Origin of the sequence: Thermodesulfobacterium commune DSM 2178 (genome assembly GCF_000734015.1) — a bacterium.
Taxonomy (GTDB): Bacteria; Desulfobacterota; Thermodesulfobacteria; order Thermodesulfobacteriales; family Thermodesulfobacteriaceae; genus Thermodesulfobacterium; species Thermodesulfobacterium commune.
Window position 1 is genome coordinate 950,727 of record NZ_CP008796.1, and the last position, 22,309, is coordinate 973,035.

The window sequence follows — 22,309 nt, forward strand, 5'->3', positions numbered from 1 at the left end:
GGTTAAAGTTCTAAGGGTTTTACCAAATATACGGTATCTAATTTGTTTAATTCCTCCAGGGCTTCTGCTGTAGGAGGCTGGTCTAAGCTAAGAAGGATCACGTTAGTCTGTTTCATCGGGTCCTGACCAACATACATCCTTGATATGTTAAGGTTGTGTTTGCCTAAAATGGTTCCTATTTGCCCTATAACCCCTGGTTTGTCTTCATTAAAAATATAAAGCATATGCCCTTCAGGTAAAGCATCTAACCTAAAACCATTTATCTTAACTATACGTGGTTCCTTTTTACCAAAAAGAGTTCCTTCTACGATGGTAGTACCTTCAGTGTGGATAACCTTGAGGCTAATAAGCGAGGTAAAATCTTCTGCCATCTCTATTTTAGATTCTATTACCTTGATGTCTCTTTCTTTAGCCCTGATAAGGGCATTTACATAGTTTACGTCCTCTTTTAAGAAGGGGTAAAGAAGTCCTTTTACCAAAGCTATGGTAACCGGTCTTACGTCTAACTGTGAAATCTCTCCTCTATAGCTTATTTCTACCTCTTTGATAGCCCCATCAGTAATCTGTGTAGCTAAAAGCCCCATTTTTTCTGCAAGAGTAATGATAGGACCTATAATCTTAAGGGTTTCAGGACTAATCGATGGCACGTTAACCGCATTTCTTATGATACCTTTTGTCAGGTAATCAGCTACTTGTTTAGCTATTTCTACAGCTACTACCTTTTGAGCCTCAACTGTAGAAGCTCCAAGATGTGGAGTTCCGATAAAATTTTCTAAAGTTAATAAAGGATGATCAGGGTCTATAGGTTCTTTTTCAAAAACATCAAGGGCTGCCCCAGCTACCTTACCAGACACCATAGCCTTATACAATGCTTCTTCATCTACTATCCCACCTCTCGCACAATTGATAAGATAAACCCCGTCTTTCATCAAAGAAAAAGCTTTTTCATCGATCAAATGATATGTCTCTTTGGTTAAAGGCGTATGGATGGTGATAAAATCTGCTCTTTTAAACAACTCCTCTAAACTAACCAGCTCTATCCCTTTTTTCTCAGCAGCTTCAGGGGTTACAAAGGGGTCATAGGCTATAACCTTCATCTTAAGTCCTAAAGCTCTTTCTGCTACAATCCCCCCTATCCTTCCTAAACCTATGATACCTAAAACTTTATTATTCACCTCTACCCCTATAAACTTTTTCTTTTCCCATTTCCCAGCTTTTATAGAGGCTACTGCCTGAGGGATTTTTCTTGCTAAAGCAAAAAGAAGGGCTAAAGCATGTTCTGCTGCTGCTAAACTGTTTCCTCCTGGAACATTCATCACGACTATACCTTTCTCGTTGGCTGCCTGAAGGTCTACATTGTCAAGCCCTGTACCTGCTCTACCTATTACTCTAAGTTTTTTTGCCCTTTCTATAACCTCTTTGGTTACCTTAGTAGCACTTCTTATAATAAGACCTTCTACCTCACCGATCAGGTCTAAAAGTTCCTCATAAGGCAAACCAGGTTTATAGATAACCTCTAACCCTTGTTCTTCAAGAATCTTTATACCTTCTTCAGAAAGTGAGTCAGAAATAAGAACCTTCATTTTCACCTTTTCCTCCTTTTAATATTTTTAATTTTTAAAAATATCTATGTTTTAGGTGTTCAAAGATAACCTTTTCAGCTACCTTAACACCAGCCCCTAACTCTACTTGATACCCAAAAAGATTTAACCCTACCTCTAAAGCCGAAATAGCTACAAGCAAGTCAAACAAACTTTGATCTCCCATATGGGTTATCCTTATAATCTTTCCTTTTAGATGATCCTGGCCTCCTGCAAAAATAATCCCTAATTTGTTCTTAAGAAAGTTAATAAGTTCTCCTGTTTTAACCCCCTCAGGAACCTCTATCACCGTTAATGATTCTGAAGGCACCTCTGGAAAAATCTTAAGTCCTAAGGCCTTTACTGCTGCTCTACAAGCATTAGCTTGGACTTGATAATGTTCAAAAAGCGCTTTAAGGCCTATCTCTTTTATTCTTTGTAAAATCACCCTCAGCCCTAAAAGAAGGCTTACGGCTGGGGTAAAAGAAGTAGTATCCTTTTCATAGGCTTTTTTTTCTTTTTTTAAAGAAAAATAATATTTAGGCAAAGTAGATTTTTCTGAGAGCTTTTCAGCCTTTTCAGAAAAGGCTATAAAAGAAAGCCCAGGAGGAAGGCTTAAAGCCTTTTGAGAGCCTGTGATCACTACATCAAGTCCCCACTCATCCATAGGTATGTCAAACACCCCAAGGCCGGTGATAGCATCAACTACTATCACAGTTTCTCTATTTTTAGTAAGCTGTGCTATCTCTTTAACAGGGTGTTTAACGCCTGTGGAGGTTTCACAAGCCTGGAGTAAAACCCCTTTGATGTCAGGATGCGAGTTTAAAACCTCTTCTACTTGCTCGGGTTTTACCGCTTTGCCCCAAGGTAAGTCTATTACCAAAGGATTTAAACCAAAAGTTTTTGCAAGTTCGAACCAACGTTGCCCGAACTTTCCTGCAGAAACTACCAATACTTTGTCTCCAGGAGAAAAAAGATTTAAAATAGCTGCCTCCATCGCACCGGTACCAGAAGAAGCAAAAAAATAGACGTTATTCTTTGTCTGAAAAAGATATTTTAGGTTCTCTCTTATCTCTTTTAAAATTTCAGAAAATTCTGGTAGTCTATGATGGGTCATCGGCTGAGCCATCGTCAGAAGGGCCTTAGGAGGAACAGGAACCGGACCAGGGGTGAAAAGATATTTTTTAGCTAAAAAATCCATGTAGACCTCCGCTTAAGTTAGTTTTTAATTTTACAAGATCAAATTTTATTAGTTTTATGCTAAAATACAACCCAAAGCTTAAATTTCTATGTCTAAAATTTCAAAATTTTTTATACCAGAAGGTGTTTTTACTTGAACTACATCTCCTATCTCCTTTCCTATCAAAGCTTTAGCTATAGGAGAATTAACTGAAATAATACCCTTTGAAGGGTCTGTCTCATAGGGACCTACTATCTTATAAACCACTATTTCATCGGTGTCCAGGTTTAAAAGTTTGACCTTTACTCCAAACTGTACCCTATCAGGAGCTTTGTTTAAAGGTGGTATTACTTCAGCATTGGCTAAAATCCCTGAAAGTTCCTGGATCTTTCCTTCTATATGAGCTTGCCTCTCCTTAGCTGCTTCGTATTCGGCATTTTCCGAAAGGTCACCGTGTGCCCTGGCCTCTTCGATAGCCTTGATTACCTTTCTTCTTTCAACCTTGATAAGATATTCAAGTTCCTTTTTTATTTTTTCTAAACCTTCAGGTGTAAAAGGTATTTTATTCATTATAACCCCCCTGCTTTCTTTTTTAGTAATGATTTGAAGTTGAAAAAAACAAAATGTTTAGTGCCTAAAAGCCCTTTGTCCGGTAAATTTCATGGCAATTTGATATTCATTACAAGCCTCTATAACCTCCCAGTCCCTTATTGAACCACCTGGTTGTAAAATCGCCGTAACTCCTTGTTTAGCCACCACGTCTACCGAATCTCTAAATGGTAAAAATCCGTCAGAAACCATCACCGCCCCTATCAAACCTGCCTTTTTTTCCTTGGTTTCTTCATCTATCCTTTCTTTATCTTCCTTGGGACGGATTCCTTTTGCTACTTCTAACTCCAATTGTTTGTAAGGAATCCCATATTTTTCGTAGCAAAGCAAATCAGCAAACTTAGTGTAGGCTTTAAAGATGGCTATCTCAGTACAACCAACCCTGTCTTGTTCTCCTGTTCCGATGGCTACGGTGCATTCATCCTTTACAAACAAAACCGAGTTAGAAGTAACCCCAAGTTCTACAGCCCAACCAAAAAGCATGTCTTTAACCTCTCTTTCGGTAGGTTCTCTTAGGCATTTGTACTCGATCCCATCTTTTACCGCAACCGCAGGTTTCAGATCTTCAGGACGATTAATCTTGTTACTTTGAGAAACCTGTACTATAAGGCCACCATCTATGAGACTTTTAAACTCTACAATTTTATAATTTCTGTAGTTCTGAAGTCGATCCATCCGTTTAATCCGTATTATTCTTAAAGATTTTTTAGCTTTTAAAATCTCTATAGCTCCTTCTTCATATTCTGGAGCAACTACTACCTCAAAATAATTAGAAGCTATAGCCTCCGCACAAGCCTTATCTACAGGCCTGTTTAATACTACCACTCCGCCAAAAGCTGCGATACGGTCTGCCTTAAAAGCCCGTAAAAACGCCTCCTCTAAACTATTTCCATAAGCTACCCCAGAAGGATTGTTATGTTTGATGATAACACAACAAGGTTTTTCGTTAAGATACCTAAGGATGTTTAAACCGCTATCGATGTCAGTAAGGTTGATTTTACTTGGGTGTTTTCCGAACTGAATAAAATCCTGTTCTCTTAAAGAAGAAACCAACCCTAAATTGGGATGAATAAACTCACATTCTCCTAAAATCAGATTTCCTGCTACCAACTCATAAAGTGCTGCTTCTTGGTCTGGATTTTCTCCATATCTTAATCCTCTCCTTTCTATCACACCCGGTTCAACCTCTATATCCCAGGTCCTTTTTTTATATATCAAAGTTTGATCTCCAAAAGTTATTCTTATTTCTGAAGGAAAATGGTCTGTAACTATTGTATAGTACATTTTTTTCAAGTCTTCTGCCATGATCAACCTCCTAAAAAATTAAATTAATAATATAAAAACTTATATAATTTGTCAAGAAACCTTGCGTTTTAAAGACATCAAATACCTTACCATATCTTCAGCGATCCTCCAACTAGCACCAGGAGCCCCAAGTAATCTTTTTAAACCCTCCAAATCTCTTTTAATCCGTTCTTGTTTGGTACGGTCTTTTAAAAGTTCAATCAAGCGGTGAACAATAATCTCCTCTTGAGTCTTCCTAAATCCTACTATTTCTGGATAAACCTCTTTCCCAAGTATAAGGTTAGGAAGACTGATAAAAGGAACTTTAACCAATCTTTTAGCTAAACTCATCATCCAGTAAGGAAGAAAATAAGTAACTACCGCGGGGGTACCTATAATGGCTGCTTCTAAGGTTATAGTACCTGAAGCTAAAAGAGCCGCGGTAGAATACTTCAAGATCTCATATTGAGTATTTTCTACCACCTTAATCTCCTTTTTAGCTCCTTCCCAGATAAAAGAATCTTTTAATCCTAAAGCCTTAACCATTATTCCCTGTACTTCAGGGACCTTTTCTTTTACCATGCGATAAATTTTTAAAAATTGGGGGACATGTCTTTGAATTTCTTTTTCTCTACTTCCGGGGAAAAAGCTTAAAATAGGTTTTTCTTCATCTAACCCATAAATTTCAAAAAGCATCTCTTTAGAAAGATTAACCTTGATAAGGTCTAAGATAGGGTGACCTAAAAAAATAGCTGGGATTTCATAAGAATTAAAAAACTCCTTTTCAAAAGGCAACACTACATAAAGTCTATCCACATATTTTTTTAAAATTTTGATCCGTCTTTTATGCCATGCCCAAACCTGCGGAGCTATATAGTAAATAACCGGATAACCCATTTCTTTAGCTAATTTAGCTATCTTAAGATTAAACCCAGGAAAATCGACTAAAACCACAGCATCTACCAATTTTTTAGCTAAAAATTCTTTAATCTTTTTATATACAAACCAGTATTTCTTTAATTCTGACAGATTAGGTAAACCTACTAAAGCTAGAGGCTCAGCAGAAAAAAGTATATCTATCCCAAGACTTCTCATCTTTGGACCACCTACACCCACGAACTGAAAAGCTGCATTAACCTCTTTTATTCTTTTTATCAAAAGAGAACCGTAAAGGTCTCCAGACAACTCACCGGTTATGATAAAGATTTTGCAAGAGGCTTCTGAACTCATAAGAATTTTCTCAGATTTTGCTCAACCTGTTTTCTTATTTGAAACGCTAATTCTAAGGATTGCAACCCCTCCTTCCCATTAGGGGAAAGAGGTCTACCAGCTAAAATCCCTTCTACAAAATGAATCAGCTCACTTTTCAAAGGATCATCTTGTGGAAAAAGTTTTTTTTCTTGAAAGTATTCCTTAGTACTAGGGTCAACCTGAACATAAAGAAAACTTTTCTCTAAGGTATCAATCACCGCATAACTTCCTTTTTCAAAAATTCTTATTCTTCTTTGTCTGCTTAAAGACAAACGACTGGCAGTAAGGTTGCAGGTAGTCCCATCATCCAAAACCAATCTAGCATTTACTATGTCTGGAAGGTTGGTAAAGAAAGGAGCTCCTACTGCATGTATAAACTCAACTTTTCTACCAGGTTTCAGCATAAGTACCAGGTCTAAATCATGGATCATTAGGTCTAAAATCACATCTATATCTAAATTTCTTTCAGTAAAACAGGAAAGTCTATGGGCTTCTATAAAAACCGGATTTTTTATCTTTGAAATAGCCTCTTTTACTGCCTCCTGAAATCGTTCTATATACCCTATCTGTAAAGGAACGTTTTTTTTCTCAGCAAGATTTACCAATTCCTCCGCTAAATTTAATTCGTTAGTAATAGGTTTTTCCAAAAAAACGGCTTTTTCTTTCTCTATAAAAAACTTGGCTATTTCATAATGGGTAAAAGTAGGAGTAACTATCACCACCGCATCTACTAACCTAGCTATGTCTCTATAGTTAGAAAAAATTTGAGGATTTTTTCCAAGTTTTTTAAGTTTTTTAACCGCTTCTTGTACTCTTTCGGGATTTATGTCTACCAAAGCTACCAGATCTGCCTTATCTATCTGAGCAAGCTTTTCAGCATGAAACCTTCCTAAATGACCTATCCCGATGATACCTACCCTAAGCTTCTCCATCGGTTCCTCTATAGCCTACAATAGCTAAACCGTGTTTGTTAGCAAGTTCTAACGACTTTTCTTGCTGAAGAAAAAAAGTCTTCTCTGCTTCTAATGCCAAAACTTTAGCTTTAGCTTTTATCAGATTTTCTATCGTATTTAATCCTACCACCGGCAAGTCTAACCTTAAGTCCTGGATAGGTTTAGCTACTTTTATGACCACCGTATCTTCTCTTAACGTTCCTGCCCTCAAAATCGTCGCATCTGTTCCTTCCATAGCTTCTACAGCAACCGTCATCTTGTTTTTTACCACCACACACTGACCTATGTCGAGAGCCCCTATTTTTTTAGCAATATAAAAGCCATATCTAATATCTTCCCATTCATCCTCATTAGGACTTCTTTTAGTTAAAACCCCCTCTGGGGTCAAAAATTCTTTTAAAAACTCAGCAGGTCCTCTTATTCTAAAGCCCTCTTTTTCTAACTCCTCGGCTACTGCCTTTAAGATAGTGTTGTCTTCTCGGTTTTTAAGACGTTTCCATAATAAAAAAGCCTTGACGTCTGGAATCCCTATCTTCAGGGCCTTACTTTTATCTAACTTTCCTAAAAATACCAAATCTTTTACCTGCTCTTTTTTAAAAATCTTGATAAGTTTTCCCAGCTGACCTATCCCTACTTCTTCCACCCTGTTTACTAAAGGATCAAGTCGCCTTTTTTGCTCTTTAGAAAAACAAACAGCCACTACTCTATAACCTTGTTTTTTTAAAACCTGAGCCAAAATTAAAGGGAACTCTCCCTCACCTGAGATGAGGCCTACAGAAGTAGTCTCCATAAACCTTTAAAAAGCCTCTTCACCCTCGAAAGGTTTTCTCCTCATAATTCCCTGACGAGAGGGATTCTCTAAAAACTTAACAAGTTCATTAACTACTGGGTCTTCGTTAAAAATTTCACGCAACTCCTGAACCACCTCTTTTATCGTAGCTGGTGCGTCAAGAAAAAAACCCACGGCTTGAGAAATTTTTCTTATATCCTCTTTAGTAAAACCAGCCCTTCTTAATCCAACCAAGTTAATCCCTTGAATTTTCCCAGGGACTCCAAAAACCTTTACATAAGGAGGCACATCCTTGTCTATCCCTGTCATAGCACTTACAAAAGCATACGCCCCTATTCTGCAAAACTGATGTACTGCTGAAAAACCTCCCATAACCACTCGGTCACCTACCCTTACATGTCCTCCTAAAGTTGCGGCGTTTGCCATCACCACATGATCCCCTACCTTGCAATCATGGGCTATATGCACATAGGCCATCAAAAGACAATGATTACCTATCCTGGTAATGCCATCATCATAAGGAGTCCCTCTATGGATGGTAACAAACTCTCTGATAATATTACCGTTTCCGATCTCTACAAAGGTTTCTTCTCCTTTGTATCCTAAATGCTGAGGGTCTGTTCCAATAACCGCAGATGGACCGATTATGTTGTTTTCTCCAATTTTAGTGTTTTTTTCTATGTAAGAATATGGCTTGATGATGGTGCCTTTGCCTATAAAAACCTTTGGGCCAATATAAACATTAGGTCCTATTTCTACACCCTCTTCTATCTCAGAAGAGGGATCTACATAGGCAGTAGGATGTATTTTGGCCATAAATTTTAGTCCTCCTCTCTCAAACCTGCAATTAACTCTGCCTCAGCCACTACTTTTTCTCCTACCTTAGCCACCGCATAGGTTTTAATAATACGTCCTTTCTTTTTAAACCCCTTGGCTTCTAAGATTAAGGTATCTCCAGGATAAACCGGATGCCTAAACCTTACCTTATCAGCCCCTGCAAACACAAAAAGGCTATTTTTATACTCTGGGAAAATAAACTTAAGTCCAGCAGCTGCTGCTTGTGCCATAGCCTCCAGGATCAAAACACCAGGCATTATGGGATTACCTGGAAAATGTCCCTGAAAAAAAGGCTCATTTATGGTTACATTTTTCAACACCTTTATGTATTCACCTTCTTTATCAAGCTCTAAAATTTTATCTATTAACAAAAATGGATAACGATGAGGCAGAAGTTCAAAAATTTCTTTGGCCTTTATTTCCATCTCAAGCCTCCGTTGTAAACAATCGATTTTTATATTATCATAGAAAATCAAATCTTAAAAGAAGGGATAAAAACAAATGGCAAAAAAGTTTTCACTTTCTCAAAAAGATAAAAAAAACCTGCTAAACCTATTACAGCAAGAATTCCCTATAGAAGAAAAACCTTTTGAAACTTTGGCTAAAAAATTCGACCTTTCAGAGGAAGAAATAATAGAATTTTTAAAAAACCTTCAAAAAGAAGGAATTATTAGGCATTTTGGAGCCACAGTCAACTCGATAAAATTGGGGTATTATACCTGTTTATGTGGAACTTCTATCCCAGAAGAAAAAATAAACATAGTTTATGAAATAGCAGAACTGCCAGAGGTTACCCATGCCTATCTCAGAGAACATAGACTTAACTTCTGGTTTACCGTAGTCCTCCCTTCAGAAGAAACCTTACCAAACTTTATCAAAAATCTATCTGATAAATATCAAATAGAAATCAAAAGTTTTCCTATGGTAAAAAAGTTTAAGGCTAAGGCTGTTTTTACCCTCTAATCTTTTATTTCATCGCAGCTCCAGCCACTGTACCCATTACGCTGATAGGAACCTGCTCTTCTACCCCTTTGGCTGCTCTGTTAACACTTCTAAGGGTCTTTTTAGCCTCTACATAAAGAGAATCGTCTTTTAAAAGTTTACCTAACGTCCCTTCTCCTCTTTCTATCCGTGCGGTTATGTCTTTTAGGTTGGTAGATATTTGTTTCAATTCTTTGTAGAGCCTTTCGTCATTGATCAGTTTCCCTAAAGTCCCCTCTCCTTTTTCAAGTTTCTTTGAAACTTTCTCTAAATGAGCCACTGTTTGGGTAAGGGTTTTGTAAAGTTGGTCGTCTTTAACCAGTTTTCCAAGGGTCCCCTGTCCGCTTTCTATTTGTCTGGCTATAGTTTTTAGATGTTCTGTGGTTTCTTTGAGGTTTACATATAAACTATCATCTGTAACCAATTTTCCTAAACTACCTTGCCCTTTCTCTATTTTAGCGGCGATACCTTTGAAACTTTCTGAGGCTTCTTTTATGTTTGCTACTAAAATCTTTAAGTTTTGTCTACCTTCCTCAGTACCTAAAAGCTCTTTTAACCCTTCTACCGTAGGTCCGATGTTAGCCAACAGATCATCCACAGAGACTGCACTGTGAGCATTGGCTATCATACTTTCAGGCTTAAGATAGTTTTTAGAAAGTCCTGGCTTTAACTCTACAAATTTATCTCCTAATACCCCATAAGTTTTTACATAAGCCTCTGCGTCTTCCTGGACTTTGTATTTACTATAGATTAAAAGTTCTACTTTAGCCTTTCCTTCAGGGGTAAGCTCTATGTTCCCTACCTTCCCTATATTCACCCCAGCCATCTCTATCTTGGCTCCTTTGGCAAGCCCTGAGACATTTTCAAAAACCGCATAAAGCTTATAGCTATCCTTTGGAGTAAAAGCCTCTTCTCCTAACTTAAAGGTAAGATAAAGGAGGGCTAAAATACCTATAAAAACAAAAAAACCAACTTTTATCTCAGTAGAGCCTTTTACTGCCATGTTTTCACCTCCTTATAGCCTATAATAAAGCACTTCTTAAAAAGTTCTGAATAAACTCTTCTTCTGCCTGCTTAATCTCATCAGGGGTACCAAACTTTAAGATAATACCCTGATGTAAAAAGGCGATATAATCTGCAAATTTTAAAGCTAAAGCTACGTCATGACTTATGATAGCACAGGTAAGCTGGTATTTTTCTTTTATGTCTTTTATGAGTTGTAAGATCGAAACCTGTAAGATAGGGTCAAGCCCGGTGGTGGGTTCATCAAAAAGAATAACCTTAGGTTTTAAAGCAAGGGTTCTAGCCAAAGCTGCCCTTTTTTTCATACCTCCTGAAAGTTCAGAGGGGAATTTATCCTTTGAGGCAAGAAGTCCTACAGCGTCTAAAAGTTCTTCTACCTGAGAATTGATTTCTTTAGCGCTTAACTTGAAATGTTCTTTTAAAGGGAAAGCCACGTTTTCTCCCACCGTCATAGAATCAAATAAAGCTCCTTCTTGGAATAAGAAGCCTATATTTCTTCTAACCTTTTGCAACTCCTTTTCCGAAAGTTTAGTAATATCCTGGTTTTCAAACCAGATCTCTCCAGCATCAGGCTTAATTAAACCTACGATATGTTTCAAAAGAACACTTTTTCCAGTACCACTTTGTCCCATGATAAAAGTTATACAGTTTTCAGGTATAGTAAGGTCTACCCCTTTTAACACCTCAAATCCGTTAAAACTTTTTCTAAGTCCCTTGATAACTATCATCTATACCTCTAAAAGAAAAGAGTAGTTAAGATGTAATCCATCACCAAAATACCTACGGTAGACACCACCACCGCCTCGGTAGTAGCCCTTCCAACCCCTTCAGCTCCTCCTGTTACGTTATAACCTTTATAACCACATACACTTACCAAAAAAGCTCCAAAAAAGATAGATTTTAGGATACCACTCATGATGTCTTTAAATTCTACCATGTCAGTCATCCTGGCAGTAAGTAACCCAGGGTCTATTTTTACCAAAAAAACCCCTACCACATAACCTCCGGCGATACCAATCAAATCTGCTATGGCTGTAAGTAAGGGTAAAACTAAAATAGCAGCCCAAAGCCTTGGGCTGACGAGATACTGAATTGGGTTAACAGCCATTATTTTTAAAGCATCTATCTGCTCTGTAATCCTCATACTTCCAATCTCAGCACAGATAGCAGAACCCGCTCTTGCCACCACCACGATGGCTGTAAGCACAGAACCTAACTCTCTAGTAAGGGTTAAAGCTACAGCACCACCCAAGATACTTTGAGAACCTACTTTGGAAAGAGCAATGTTAACCTGATAGGCTGTAACCATCCCAGAAAAAAGCGCGGTAAGAAATACTACCAAAAAGGACTTAACCCCTATAAATTCCATATGTTTAATTAAATGCTTGAGTCGAAAAGGGGGAGTAAAGAAATAAATCAAACTCTTTAGAAAAAAGAGGAAAATTCCCCCTGAATCTTCGAGAACCTTAAGAAAACCTCTTCCTAAGAACCTTAAGACGTTCATTCTAATATAGCCCCTCTTGAACTTGATTGTACTAAACTATGATATTTTTTCAATACTCCTTCTAATTTTTTCTTCAAAGGTTTCCATTTCTTCTTACGTTCCTCAAGTTCCCTTTCTGAAACTTTGAGTTCAAGCTTTCTCTGGGGTATGTCTATTTCTATCAGATCTCCTTCTTTAACCAAAGCAATAGGACCTCCCTCTGCAGCCTCAGGAGACACATGTCCTATACAAGCCCCTTGGGTGCCTCCACTAAATCTTCCGTCGGTAATAAGGGCTACAGAACCACCCAAACCCATTCCTATTATAGCTGAAGTAGGAGAAAGCATCTCCCTCATCCCAGGCCCCCCTTTAGGGCCTTCATATCTTATGACTACAACGTCACCTTTTTTAATCTTCCCGGCTAATATAGCCTGATAGGCCTCCTCTTCAGAGTCAAAAACCCTTGCAGGACCAACATGTTTTAACATCTCAGGCAAAACGGCACTGGTCTTAACCACCGCTCCCTCAGGGGCTAAGTTTCCATAAAGCACGGCGATACCACCCTCTTTATGGTAGGGATTTTCTACCGGTCTTATAACCTCTCTATCTAAAACCTCTACGTCCTTTAAAAGTTGTTTTAATGTTTTTCCTGAAACTGTTTTTACATCCAGGTGGATAAGGTTCAACTTGGAAAGCTCCTTTAAAACCGCTGGTATCCCTCCAGCAAAATGCAAATCCACCACGCTATGGTAACCTGCTGGGATAAGCTTAGCAAGTACCGGGGTTTTCTTAGAAATTTCATCAAACACCTTCAAATCTAAGTCTACCTTAGCTTCTCTAGCTATAGCCATAAGATGTAATACTGTGTTAGTGGAACACCCAAGTGCCATATCAACGGCTATAGCATTTTCAAAAGACTTTCTGTTGATGATCTTTCTTGGAGTAATTCCTTTTTCTACAAGCTCTACGATTTTCCTTCCTGTTTCCTTGGCTAAACGGATACGGTCAGCAAACACGGCAGGGATGGTTCCGTTGCCTGGTAAAGCTATTCCTATAGCCTCAGACAAACAGTTCATCGAGTTAGCAGTAAACATTCCCGCACAAGAACCACAGGTAGGACAAGCACAACTCTCAAGTTCTTTTAGCTCTTCTTCTGTCATGGCTTTTTTCTGAACCTTTCCGATGGCTTCAAACACAGAAATAAGGTTAACTTTCTGACCTTTATACAGTCCTGTAAGCATGGGGCCACCTGCTATCAGGATAGAGGGAATGTTTACCCTAAAAGCTGCCATCATCATGCCAGGAGTGATTTTATCACAGCTTGTAACCAGTACCAGACCATCAAAGGCATGGGCATGGGCCATGATTTCTATAGAGTCTGCGATGATATCTCTACTCGGAAGAGAATAGCGCATTCCTTCATGGTTCATGGCAATCCCATCGCAAACCCCTATAACCCCAAACTCAACAGGCACCCCTCCTGCTTCTCTTACCCCAGCTTTAACCGCCTCTACGATCTGTCTTAAATGTATATGCCCTGGGATGATCTCGTTAAAAGAATTAGCAATTCCTATAAGAGGCTTGTTAAGTTCGTTGTCTGTAAACCCTAACGCTTTTAGTAAAGACCTATGGGGAGCCCTCTCTATACCTTTTTTAATCCGATCGCTTCTCATGTTGTCCTCCACTATTAGTGGTATCTTTGTTATTTTATTGAAATTAAACCTTGCTGTCAAGAAAAAATGTATTAAATTTTAAGAAAAATTTTTATTAGGGGGATTTTTTATGATTAAAGATGCAGTAGAACAAGCCTTAGCTAAAGTAAGGCCTATGTTGCAGGCTGATGGTGGAGACGTAGAGCTTGTAGAGGTTACTCCAGAAGGGGTGGTAAAGGTTAGGTTAAAAGGTGCTTGTGGTTCTTGCCCCATGTCTACCATGACCCTAAAAATGGGTATCGAAAGATACTTAAAAAAAGAGGTCCCTGAGGTAACAGAAGTAGTAGCCGTTTAATTGATATTTTAAAAATAGTCTAAAAGGGGTATAAAGGTATGGCCAGGGTTACGATAGAAGATTGTCTAAAAAAAGTACCAGGCAGGTTTAGATTGGTACACTTAGCCATAGAAAGGGTTAAACAATTAAAAGAAGGGGCTGAACCTCTTGTACAGGCAGACAACAAAGAGATTGTGTTAGCTCTTAGAGAAATTGCCGCGGGATTAGTTACTTTTGAAAACATAAAACAGCTTGGTAAAAAAGAAAAAACCTCCTCTCCTTACGAACTAACCGAGATCTTAAAGCAAAAAAGTTCTTCTAAATAAAGGAAAGAATGTCTTACAAAGATTTTTATGAAATTTTAGGGGTTCCAAGAAACGCCTCTCAAGAAGAAATAAAAAGAGCTTATAGAAGACTTGCGCTCAAATATCATCCTGATAAAAACCCAGGTAATAAAGAGGCTGAGGAAAAATTTAAGGAAATTTCTGAAGCCTATCAAGTGCTTTCTGACCCTGAAAAAAGAGCTATCTATGATACTTACGGTTATTCAGGGCTTACTTCTTCTGGTCATAGAAGGTTTGAAGATGTAGGAGATATTTTCAAAACATTTTCTGACATTTTTGAGGAGTTTTTTGGTTTTACCTTTGAAGAAAAAAGTCATACCAGACCACGAGATGGAGCTGACCTTTCATATGAAGTAGCAGTAGACTTAGAGGACCTTTTTACAGATAAAGAAATTACGCTTGACATAGAAAAATTGGACCTATGTGAAGATTGTGGGGGATTAGGCTATAATCCTGATAAAGGTTTAAAGATTTGTGAAACCTGTAATGGTAAAGGGAAAATTGTCTACACCGAAGGATTTTTTAGGATTGCTTATGCTTGTCCAGATTGCAGAGGCAGAGGTTCTACTTATGTAGAAATCTGTAAGAAATGCAACGGGTCGGGAAGGGCTTGGAAGAAAAAGCAAATAAAGGTAGTTATCCCTGCTGGGGTAGAGGATGGGACTATTTTACGGATCTACGGCGAGGGAGAGGCTGGGCTTTATGGAGGTAGGCCAGGAGACCTTTATCTTAGGGTAAAAGTCAAACCACATCCTCTTTTTTACAGAGAAAAATCTAATCTTATAGGAAATTTAAAGATAAACTTTGTTTCTGCAATTTTAGGAGATGAAGTTAAAGTACCCTTTTTTAAAGAAACCCTATCTGTAAAAATACCCCCAGGGTCTCAACCAGGGGATGAACTTGTTATAGAAAATAAAGGACTTCCTGACCCTAAAACCAAGAAAAGAGGAGACCTTATCCTAAGATTACAGGTAGAGCTTCCCCATAACGTTAGCGAAGAAACAAAAAAACTTTTACAAAAGATAGCTGAAAAAGAAAAAATCGACGGTTCAACCAACAGATTAGAACCATATCAACAGGAGAAAAAAAAGAAAAAAGAAAGTTTTTGGAAAAAGTTTATTTTTGGAAGTAGATAATGGCTGGTTTTACCCATTTAGACTCCCAAGGCAATCTTTTTATGGTAGATGTAGGAGGAAAACCTGCGACTGAGAGAATAGCCATAGCTAAAGCTGAGGTAGTCTTTCCTGAAGAGATCTACCCTAAGGTGATATCCCAAGATATCCCTAAGGGAGATTTCTTAGCCTGTGCTAAGGTTGCAGGAATTTTAGGGGCTAAAAAGACTTCTGAGCTTATACCTCTTTGCCATCCTTTGCCCATCTCTAAGGTAGACCTTAATTTTAGGTTTATTCCTGAAAGGTATGTGCTTGAAATCGAGGGGATGGTAAAGACTGTAGGACAAACCGGGGTAGAGATGGAGGCCTTGACCGCAGTAAGCATTGCTGCTCTTACCGTTTATGATATGTGTAAAGCCCTTGATAAGCGTATCAAAATCACCAACATCAGGTTGGTTTATAAAACTGGTGGAAAAAGTGGTGAAGTAGTATTAGAAGAACAACCTGGAAAGGAGGATTTTTGATGGATAAGGAAAAATTAGCCATGTTCAAAGAACTTTTGCTTAAACGCCGCGAAGAAATTCTAAAGGATGTTTTAGAAACCAAAAAAGAGTTGGTGGAAGAGTATGAACCTTTAGCAGACGCCATCGATCAGGCTACACGTGAGAGTAATCTGGCTTTTGAGTTAAGACTAAGAGACAGAGAACAAAAACTGTTAAAAAAGATAGACAAAGCCCTAAAAAAAATAGAAGATGGGACCTATGGAATATGTGAAGCCTGCGGAGAAGAAATAGACGAAAAAAGGCTTCTTGCAAGACCTGAGGCCACCCTTTGTATTGAATGTAAAAAAGCCCAGGAAAGGATGGAAAAAATCAGAGGAGAATAAATAATCTAAAAACTTCGTGAGGAATCAAGATAGATTTATCGAAATTCTTGAGGTTACACAGAATAACCTCAAGGGATTTAGTTTAAAACTTCCTTTTTATCATCTGATAGCAGTTACCGGTGTTTCTGGGGCTGGAAAATCGAGTTTAGTTTTTGACACCCTTTTTGCCGAAGGCCAGAGACGTTATATAGAAACCTTTTCTTCGTATGTAAGACAGTTTTTCGAAAAACTCCCCAGACCTAAGGTTAAAGCTATCTTAAACATCCCCCCAGCTTTAGCCTTTCCTCAAGGAAATAGCATCAAAACTTCACGTTCTACGGTAGCTACCCTTACTGAAATTAGCCATTTTACCAAGATGCTTTATTATTACAACGGGGTCCCTTTTTGTCCTAACTGTAAAAAATACCTTCTACCTCAAACCCCACAGTCTATAGCCAAAGAGATTATCGAAAAATTTTATCAGGTACCACTCTACCTCATAGTTCCTCAAAAACCGCAAGAAAGCTTTGAGCACCTCAAAGAAGGTCTACTTGCTGCAGGATTTTCAAGGGTCTTTTTAGATGGGAAGGTATGTGAAATAGACGAGATAGAAAAAGTCCCTGAAGAAATAGAATTAGTCATACATAGACTTAAGCCTACGGAAAAAGACCTCTTTGATCTTATATCCTCTTTAGAACTCGGTTTTAAACTTTCTCCCTGGATCAAAGTTAGAACTATTTATGGAGAAGAGGCATATTATACCCAAGAAAAAAACTGTCCTCAGTGTGGACTTAAAATACCCGAAAAAACCCCCAATTTATTCTCGTTTAACAGCTCGTTAGGGGCTTGCCCTGAATGCAAAGGGTTTGGAAACCTGTTAGTCTTAGACTTTGAGGCCTTGGTAAAACATCCAGAAAAACCTGCAACCAAAGGCGCTATCCCTATCCTTGATTTTCCTTTTTTGTTTGAGGTAAAACTGGACCTGATAGAGTTTTTAAGGACTAAAAACATAAACTTAAACCTTCCCTTTAAAGACCTCCCTGAAGAAATTAAGCAAAAAATCTTTTGGGGCGAAGGGGATTGGTACGGACTGAAAGAGCTTATAGACTGGCTTGAAAGTAAACGTTATAAACCCCATATAAGGATCCTTCTTTCAAAACTAAGAAGAGAAGTAAGCTGTCCTGTATGTAAAGGAACCAGGTTTAACCCTCAAGCCTTGATGTTTTATGTCAACGGGTTAAACATCGGAGATTTTTACAGTTTAGAAATTAAAGAAGCGGTTAAGTTTATTCAAAACTTTTTAGAACAAAAACCTCAGCCTGCGGAAGAGAGGCTGGCTAAAGAAATATTAAAACGTCTCTCCTATCTTGAAGAAGTAGGGCTTTCCTACCTTACCCTTAACCGAGCAAGCAAAACCCTTTCTGGTGGAGAAACCAGCAGATGTCTTCTAACAAGAGCTCTTTCCTCTAACTTAGTAGAAACCCTTTACTTGATAGATGAGCCAACTACTGGACTTCATCCCAGAGATACCCAAAAAGTGTTAAAACTTCTTGAAAGATTGGTTTCTCAAAAAAACACTGTGGTGGTAGTAGAACACGATCCAGAGATCATTACTCAAGCGGACCTTTTGATAGACTTAGGTCCAGAGGGAGGGGAAAAAGGAGGTCATCTATTATTTTTTGGACCTCCAAAAAATATTTTTAACACAAATACTCCTACAGCTGAAGCTTTAACCGAGATAAGCCAAAAAAGAACCTATTCTTTAACCCACTTTCAACCCTCAGGTTTTATCAGATTTTATGGAGCTAAGAAAAACAACCTAAAAGGATTCTCTTTTTCTCTTCCGCTAAAAGCGATTACCTGCATAGTAGGGGTATCAGGGTCTGGTAAGTCTACCCTTTTAGAAGATATAATTTATCAAGGCCTGGTCGACGCAAAGAATAAACATCCTTTAAAAACCTGTGAAAAGATCGAGGGAGTCAACCGGATCGACCAGGTGTTATACCTTACTCAGGAACCACTGGCTCGGTCCCCTCGCTCGGTAGTAGCAACCTATTTAGACATCATGGTATATTTAAGGAAGCTTCTTGCAAGTACTAATACCGCAAAAAGTTTGGGATATACTGAAACTTGGTTTTCTTTTAACTCAGAACATGCCCAGTGTCCTGCATGCAAAGGTCTTGGTTTTGAGATAATAGAGATGCAATTTTTATCAGACCTAACCATCCCCTGTGAGGTTTGTAAGGGGACCCGATTTAGGGAAGAGATTTTAGAAGTCAGATGGAGAGGGAAAAACATCGCTGAAATGTTAGACCTTACCGTAGAACAGGCTTTAGAGTTCTTCTCAGGACATACACCTCTCAAAAAAACCCTCACCCTCTTAAAAAATCTTGGGATAGGATATCTCAAACTGGGGCAACCCCTTTCTACTCTTTCGGGAGGAGAAGCCCAAAGACTAAAAATAGCGGAATTACTCTCGAAAATAAAAGGAGAAAAATGTCTAATCCTTCTTGATGAACCCACGGTGGGCCTTCATCTAAAAGATATAGAAAAACTGATTTCTTCTTTAAACTACTTAAAAAGCTTAGGGCACACGGTGGTAATAGTAGAACATCATCCCGAAGTTATCTTAAACTCTGATTGGATACTGGAGCTTGGTCCTGGGGGCGGAGAAGAGGGAGGAGAACTTCTTTTCCAAGGGCCCTTTTCTGAGTTTATCAAAAATCCAGAAGTACAGACTCAAACCTCTGTTTATCTAACAGAATATCTCGATGGCCTAAACCTTAAAGATAAAGCCGAAGCCCCCAAAAACTATCGCTACGACGAAGATCTTATAAAACTCAGAGGGATTAGGCATCATAACTTAAAAAACATAGACTTAAACCTACCAAGGAAACAGTTGATAGTAATCACCGGGGTTTCTGGTTCTGGAAAATCTACCCTTGCGTTTGATGTGGTGTTTGCGGAAGGGCAAAGAAGATTTTTAGAAACTTTACCCACTTATTTGAAACAGTTTTTTAAGCTTTATGAAGAGATAGATTATGATCTCATTTCAGGGATACCGCCTACGGTAGCGTTAGAACAGCGGTCAGGAGAACTTTCTCCCAAATCTACGGTAGGGACTATTACCGAGATCCTTCCTTATCTTAGGCTTCTTTATTCTAAGGTTAGCAAGGCCTACTGTCCTAAATGTGAAAGGGAGCTAAAACCTCATGAACCAAAGGAGTTGTTTGACTTAGCTTTAGAGTTTTTAAAAAAAGAAAAAGCTTCAAACATTACCCTTCTTGCTCCTTTGGTAAAACACAGAAAAGGAATCTACAAAAATCTGTTTGATAAACTGCTTGCCAACCTATATCATAAGGTCAGAATAAACGGAGAATTCTACCACATTCCTCCTATCCCTGCTCTTTCAAGGTTTAAAGAATATACGATTGAGGTGGTGTTAGCTCAAGAAATAGATTGGCAAGAAGAGTGGTTTGAAAAGATTTTTTACAAAGGGCTTGAACTTGGAAAAGGAGAGGTTTTGATAAAAACCGATAAAAGGGAAGTACTTTTTAGTCAAAAAAGAACCTGCTCTTTATGTGGAATAAGTCTTCCTGAACCAGACCCGTTGCTTTTTGCCTTTAATTCAAAGGTAGGAGCTTGTCCTAATTGTGGAGGACTTGGTAGACTTGAAGAAAAACCATGCCCTGATTGTAACGGTTCAAGATATCGTAAAGAGGTTTTTTCTTATAAAATTAACGGAATTTCTTTGCCTGAATTGTCTAACTTAAGTCTCTACGAAGTAAAAAAATTTTTAGAGGGACTTAAGTTTGAAGGTATACAACAAAAAATAGCCGAAGAACTAATTTCTGAAACTCTCTCAAGACTTAATTATTTAATAGACTTAGGTGTAGGATATCTTACCTTAGGTAGGTCTGCAGACACCCTATCTTCAGGAGAAGCCAAAAGGGTAAGAATTTCAGCAGAAATAGGTAGCAATCTCACAGGGGTAGCCTATATCCTCGATGAACCTACCATCGGGCTTCATCCTAAGGATACACAAAAATTAATAGAGGTGTTAAAAAAACTCAGGGATAAAGGAAATACCTTGATAGTAGTTGAACATGACGAAGATACGATTTTGGCAAGCGACTTTATAGTAGACTTGGGACCAGGAGGAGGAAAAAGAGGAGGACAGGTACTTTTTAGCGGACCTTCTAAAGAATTTTTAAGATCTTCCTCACCTACAGCTGAAGTAATTAAAGATCCAAACAGAAAAACCCTAAAAAGTTTTAAGCGCAATCCTAAGGAATTCTTAGTACTTAAAGAGGCTTCTCTAAGAAACCTTAAAAATATCAACGTTTCTTTTCCCTTAAACGCTCTTACGGTAGTAGTAGGAGTTTCAGGCTCAGGGAAGTCTACTTTATTAGAGGAATGCCTTTACGAAAATCTAAAAAGACTTTTAGAGGGAGAAAAAAACGTTATTTACGGTTTAAAAAACATAGAAAACTGGGAAAAAATCAAAAGGGTATATTTAGTAGACCACCAACCTATAGGAAACACCCCAAAATCTACCCCTGCTACCTATGTAGGAGTTTTTACCGACATCAGAAAGGCCTTTGCCAACACTTTATTGGCTAAACAACGAGGTTACAAAGAAGGCAGATTTTCCTTTAATACCAAAGAAGGGCAGTGTCCTTATTGCAATGGACAGGGATATGAAAAGATAGAGATTAAATTTTTACCTGCAGTTTATCAAAAATGTGAATACTGTGGAGGTAAACGATATAATCCAGAAACCTTAGAAATTTTGTTAAAAAATAAAAACATCGCAGAGGTCCTTGAGATGGACTTTGCTGAAGCTGTAGAATTTTTCAGCAACTACCCCTCGATCCAACATAAGCTTAAAATCCTTTGCGATATTGGCCTTGACTATCTAACCTTAGGACAGCCAAGTCCAACCTTGTCTGGAGGAGAAGCTCAGAGGATAAAGCTTGCCAAAGAGTTTATCAAGTCTTCTCAACCTGGGAACCTTTATCTTCTTGATGAGCCTACCACAGGACTTCACATAAAAGACGTAGAAAAATTAGCAGAACTCTTACAAGGTTTAATCCAGAAAGGGCATACAGTAATCGTGATAGAACATAACCTTGAACTTATCAAATGGGCAGACTGGGTGGTAGAACTTGGACCTGAAGGAGGAGAAAAAGGAGGAGAAATCCTTTTTCAAGGTCCGATAGAAGATTTCTTAAAAGCTTCTACCCCTACCTCTAAAATCCTTAAAAAATATCTTAAGTTGACCTAAATCAAGGTTTTTTTTATTTAGGTCAGTTTATATTTTAACTAAACTTATAAAAAATAAAAAGGAGGGCATATATCGATGAAAGCCTCTAAGATTATAGAAATAGACGAGGAACTCTGCAATGGATGTGGTCAGTGTGTAATTGCCTGCCACGAAGGGGCGATAGCTATCGTCAATGGCAAGGCTAAGCTTGTAGCAGAAGAGGTATGTGACGGGCTTGGGGCTTGCATAGGTGAATGTCCTACCGGTGCTATAAAACTTATAGAAAAACCTCAAACTTCCTCTTTCTTACCTTGTGGATGTCCCTCTCATCAAATTAAAGAGTTTATTCCTAAAAACCAACCTACTGGTGCAACCGAAATACCTTCTTCCCTTTCTCATTGGCCGGTTAAACTTAGATTAGTCCCGCCTTCTGCTAAATTTTTAAAGGGAGCTAATCTATTGATTTGTGCAGACTGTGTAGCCGTAGCTTATCCCCACCTTCATACCCATCTTCTTCCTGGCAAGAAAATCCTAACGGGATGTCCTAAGTTTGACCCACCTGAGTTATACTGGGAAAATTTATCTGAGATTTTACATCAAGCCCAACCGAATGGTTTAGAAATAGCCATCATGGAAGTGCCTTGTTGCAAAAATTTGGTTAAACTGCTCTTAGACGTAAGAAAAACTTTAAGCCAAAAACTTCCCTTTAAGGTCTACACCATTAGTATAGACGGAAGGCTTAAAGATATAGAGGAGGTTTAAAGG

General features: G+C 38.3%; 21 protein-coding genes and 1 pseudogene. 9 read left to right on the forward strand and 13 right to left on the reverse strand.

Translation table 11 applies throughout. From position 1 onward, the window contains the following. Positions 1 to 2: 2 nt before the first annotated feature. The 9 genes from serA to fabZ form a co-directional block, all read right to left on the reverse strand. Complete coding sequence (serA, locus tag HL41_RS04760) at positions 3 to 1,583, reverse strand: phosphoglycerate dehydrogenase (RefSeq protein ID WP_022856067.1); 1,581 nt, start codon at positions 1,581 to 1,583, stop codon at positions 3 to 5. Between the two features lie 34 nt (positions 1,584 to 1,617). Continuing rightward, positions 1,618 to 2,781: a pyridoxal-phosphate-dependent aminotransferase family protein gene (locus HL41_RS04765; protein ID WP_038060639.1), complete on the reverse strand. Its 1,164-nt coding sequence runs from the start codon at positions 2,779 to 2,781 to the stop codon at positions 1,618 to 1,620. Positions 2,782 to 2,859: 78 nt separating this feature from the next. Beyond that, positions 2,860 to 3,330 carry a transcription elongation factor GreA gene (greA, locus tag HL41_RS04770; RefSeq protein WP_038060640.1) on the reverse strand — a complete coding sequence of 157 codons (471 nt, stop codon included), beginning with the start codon at positions 3,328 to 3,330 and terminating at the stop codon, positions 2,860 to 2,862. Positions 3,331 to 3,387: 57 nt separating this feature from the next. Beyond that, the gene (locus tag HL41_RS04775) at positions 3,388 to 4,674 is read right to left on the reverse strand and encodes an IMP cyclohydrolase (protein ID WP_038060641.1); all 1,287 of its coding nucleotides are present in this window, start codon (positions 4,672 to 4,674) and stop codon (positions 3,388 to 3,390) included. 51 nt (positions 4,675 to 4,725) lie between these two features. Then, a complete protein-coding gene (gene lpxB, locus HL41_RS04780) occupies positions 4,726 to 5,883 on the reverse strand; it encodes a lipid-A-disaccharide synthase (protein WP_038060645.1) in 1,158 nt (385 codons plus the stop codon). After that, the gene (locus HL41_RS04785; RefSeq protein WP_038060646.1) at positions 5,880 to 6,836 is read right to left on the reverse strand and encodes a Gfo/Idh/MocA family protein; all 957 of its coding nucleotides are present in this window, start codon (positions 6,834 to 6,836) and stop codon (positions 5,880 to 5,882) included. The genes lpxB and HL41_RS04785 overlap by 4 nt, the downstream gene beginning before the upstream one ends. After that, positions 6,823 to 7,647 (reverse strand): LpxI family protein, encoded by an 825-nt coding sequence (locus HL41_RS04790; RefSeq protein WP_038060649.1) that lies wholly within the window; start codon positions 7,645 to 7,647, stop codon positions 6,823 to 6,825. Before HL41_RS04790 ends, HL41_RS04785 begins: the two co-directional genes overlap by 14 nt. Positions 7,648 to 7,653: 6 nt before the next feature. Next, entirely contained in the window at positions 7,654 to 8,463 is an 810-nt protein-coding gene (gene lpxA, locus HL41_RS04795) for an acyl-ACP--UDP-N-acetylglucosamine O-acyltransferase (RefSeq protein WP_028840841.1), read from the reverse strand. A 5-nt stretch (positions 8,464 to 8,468) separates the two neighbouring features. Beyond that, complete coding sequence (gene fabZ, locus HL41_RS04800; protein WP_028840840.1) at positions 8,469 to 8,909, reverse strand: 3-hydroxyacyl-ACP dehydratase FabZ; 441 nt, start codon at positions 8,907 to 8,909, stop codon at positions 8,469 to 8,471. A 76-nt stretch (positions 8,910 to 8,985) separates the two neighbouring features. Here fabZ and HL41_RS04805 point away from each other — a divergent pair, with 76 nt between their 5' ends. After that, positions 8,986 to 9,447 (forward strand): Lrp/AsnC family transcriptional regulator, encoded by a 462-nt coding sequence (locus tag HL41_RS04805; RefSeq protein WP_038060653.1) that lies wholly within the window; start codon positions 8,986 to 8,988, stop codon positions 9,445 to 9,447. Positions 9,448 to 9,451: 4 nt separating this feature from the next. On the opposite strand, the gene HL41_RS04810 is transcribed toward HL41_RS04805, so the two are convergent. Genes HL41_RS04810 through ilvD form a run of 4 tightly spaced genes read right to left on the reverse strand, consistent with a single transcriptional unit; the run spans position 9,452 to position 13,644 of the window. Beyond that, on the reverse strand, positions 9,452 to 10,468 hold the full coding sequence (locus HL41_RS04810) for an MlaD family protein (protein ID WP_038060657.1): 1,017 nt from the start codon (positions 10,466 to 10,468) through the stop codon (positions 9,452 to 9,454). A 19-nt stretch (positions 10,469 to 10,487) separates the two neighbouring features. Continuing rightward, entirely contained in the window at positions 10,488 to 11,216 is a 729-nt protein-coding gene (locus tag HL41_RS04815; RefSeq protein ID WP_038060661.1) for an ABC transporter ATP-binding protein, read from the reverse strand. Between the two features lie 8 nt (positions 11,217 to 11,224). Continuing rightward, a complete protein-coding gene (locus HL41_RS04820; protein ID WP_038060664.1) occupies positions 11,225 to 11,992 on the reverse strand; it encodes an MlaE family ABC transporter permease in 768 nt (255 codons plus the stop codon). Then, positions 11,989 to 13,644 (reverse strand): dihydroxy-acid dehydratase, encoded by a 1,656-nt coding sequence (gene ilvD, locus HL41_RS04825; RefSeq protein ID WP_038060666.1) that lies wholly within the window; start codon positions 13,642 to 13,644, stop codon positions 11,989 to 11,991. The genes HL41_RS04820 and ilvD overlap by 4 nt, the downstream gene beginning before the upstream one ends. Before the next feature lie 109 nt (positions 13,645 to 13,753). Here ilvD and HL41_RS04830 point away from each other — a divergent pair, with 109 nt between their 5' ends. From HL41_RS04830 to HL41_RS04860, 8 genes and pseudogenes are all read left to right on the forward strand, one after another. Beyond that, positions 13,754 to 13,978 carry a NifU family protein gene (locus HL41_RS04830; protein ID WP_200870690.1) on the forward strand — a complete coding sequence of 75 codons (225 nt, stop codon included), beginning with the start codon at positions 13,754 to 13,756 and terminating at the stop codon, positions 13,976 to 13,978. A 38-nt stretch (positions 13,979 to 14,016) separates the two neighbouring features. Continuing rightward, the gene (rpoZ, locus tag HL41_RS04835) at positions 14,017 to 14,283 is read left to right on the forward strand and encodes a DNA-directed RNA polymerase subunit omega (protein ID WP_038060669.1); all 267 of its coding nucleotides are present in this window, start codon (positions 14,017 to 14,019) and stop codon (positions 14,281 to 14,283) included. Between the two features lie 8 nt (positions 14,284 to 14,291). After that, complete coding sequence (dnaJ, locus tag HL41_RS04840) at positions 14,292 to 15,437, forward strand: molecular chaperone DnaJ (RefSeq protein WP_038060671.1); 1,146 nt, start codon at positions 14,292 to 14,294, stop codon at positions 15,435 to 15,437. Continuing rightward, positions 15,437 to 15,937: a cyclic pyranopterin monophosphate synthase MoaC gene (gene moaC / locus HL41_RS04845; protein ID WP_038060673.1), complete on the forward strand. Its 501-nt coding sequence runs from the start codon at positions 15,437 to 15,439 to the stop codon at positions 15,935 to 15,937. Before dnaJ ends, moaC begins: the two co-directional genes overlap by 1 nt. Continuing rightward, on the forward strand, positions 15,937 to 16,299 hold the full coding sequence (gene dksA, locus HL41_RS04850) for an RNA polymerase-binding protein DksA (protein WP_022855839.1): 363 nt from the start codon (positions 15,937 to 15,939) through the stop codon (positions 16,297 to 16,299). The genes moaC and dksA overlap by 1 nt, the downstream gene beginning before the upstream one ends. Positions 16,300 to 16,315: 16 nt before the next feature. Continuing rightward, positions 16,316 to 18,967, forward strand: a pseudogene (gene uvrA / locus HL41_RS09985) (excinuclease ABC subunit UvrA); the annotation flags it as partial. Between the two features lie 267 nt (positions 18,968 to 19,234). Continuing rightward, positions 19,235 to 21,565, forward strand: a complete 2,331-nt coding sequence (uvrA, locus tag HL41_RS09990; RefSeq protein WP_407701838.1) for an excinuclease ABC subunit UvrA — start codon at positions 19,235 to 19,237, stop codon at positions 21,563 to 21,565. Positions 21,566 to 21,640: 75 nt separating this feature from the next. Next, entirely contained in the window at positions 21,641 to 22,306 is a 666-nt protein-coding gene (locus HL41_RS04860; RefSeq protein WP_038060676.1) for an ATP-binding protein, read from the forward strand. The last annotated feature ends 3 nt before the right edge of the window (positions 22,307 to 22,309 follow it).

Excerpts from the sequence above, each read along its gene's own strand:
- serA (WP_022856067.1), bottom strand. The coding sequence starts at position 1,583 with ATGAAGGTTCTTATTTCTGACTCACTTTCTGAAGAAGGTATAAAGATT.
- HL41_RS04765 (WP_038060639.1), bottom strand. The coding sequence starts at position 2,781 with ATGGATTTTTTAGCTAAAAAATATCTTTTCACCCCTGGTCCGGTTCCT.
- greA (WP_038060640.1), bottom strand. The coding sequence starts at position 3,330 with ATGAATAAAATACCTTTTACACCTGAAGGTTTAGAAAAAATAAAAAAG.
- HL41_RS04775 (WP_038060641.1), bottom strand. The coding sequence starts at position 4,674 with ATGGCAGAAGACTTGAAAAAAATGTACTATACAATAGTTACAGACCAT.
- lpxB (WP_038060645.1), bottom strand. The coding sequence starts at position 5,883 with ATGAGTTCAGAAGCCTCTTGCAAAATCTTTATCATAACCGGTGAGTTG.
- HL41_RS04785 (WP_038060646.1), bottom strand. The coding sequence starts at position 6,836 with ATGGAGAAGCTTAGGGTAGGTATCATCGGGATAGGTCATTTAGGAAGG.
- HL41_RS04790 (WP_038060649.1), bottom strand. The coding sequence starts at position 7,647 with ATGGAGACTACTTCTGTAGGCCTCATCTCAGGTGAGGGAGAGTTCCCT.
- lpxA (WP_028840841.1), bottom strand. The coding sequence starts at position 8,463 with ATGGCCAAAATACATCCTACTGCCTATGTAGATCCCTCTTCTGAGATA.
- fabZ (WP_028840840.1), bottom strand. The coding sequence starts at position 8,909 with ATGGAAATAAAGGCCAAAGAAATTTTTGAACTTCTGCCTCATCGTTAT.
- HL41_RS04805 (WP_038060653.1), top strand. The coding sequence starts at position 8,986 with ATGGCAAAAAAGTTTTCACTTTCTCAAAAAGATAAAAAAAACCTGCTA.
- HL41_RS04810 (WP_038060657.1), bottom strand. The coding sequence starts at position 10,468 with ATGGCAGTAAAAGGCTCTACTGAGATAAAAGTTGGTTTTTTTGTTTTT.
- HL41_RS04815 (WP_038060661.1), bottom strand. The coding sequence starts at position 11,216 with ATGATAGTTATCAAGGGACTTAGAAAAAGTTTTAACGGATTTGAGGTG.
- HL41_RS04820 (WP_038060664.1), bottom strand. The coding sequence starts at position 11,992 with ATGAACGTCTTAAGGTTCTTAGGAAGAGGTTTTCTTAAGGTTCTCGAA.
- ilvD (WP_038060666.1), bottom strand. The coding sequence starts at position 13,644 with ATGAGAAGCGATCGGATTAAAAAAGGTATAGAGAGGGCTCCCCATAGG.
- HL41_RS04830 (WP_200870690.1), top strand. The coding sequence starts at position 13,754 with ATGATTAAAGATGCAGTAGAACAAGCCTTAGCTAAAGTAAGGCCTATG.
- rpoZ (WP_038060669.1), top strand. The coding sequence starts at position 14,017 with ATGGCCAGGGTTACGATAGAAGATTGTCTAAAAAAAGTACCAGGCAGG.
- dnaJ (WP_038060671.1), top strand. The coding sequence starts at position 14,292 with ATGTCTTACAAAGATTTTTATGAAATTTTAGGGGTTCCAAGAAACGCC.
- moaC (WP_038060673.1), top strand. The coding sequence starts at position 15,437 with ATGGCTGGTTTTACCCATTTAGACTCCCAAGGCAATCTTTTTATGGTA.
- dksA (WP_022855839.1), top strand. The coding sequence starts at position 15,937 with ATGGATAAGGAAAAATTAGCCATGTTCAAAGAACTTTTGCTTAAACGC.
- HL41_RS04860 (WP_038060676.1), top strand. The coding sequence starts at position 21,641 with ATGAAAGCCTCTAAGATTATAGAAATAGACGAGGAACTCTGCAATGGA.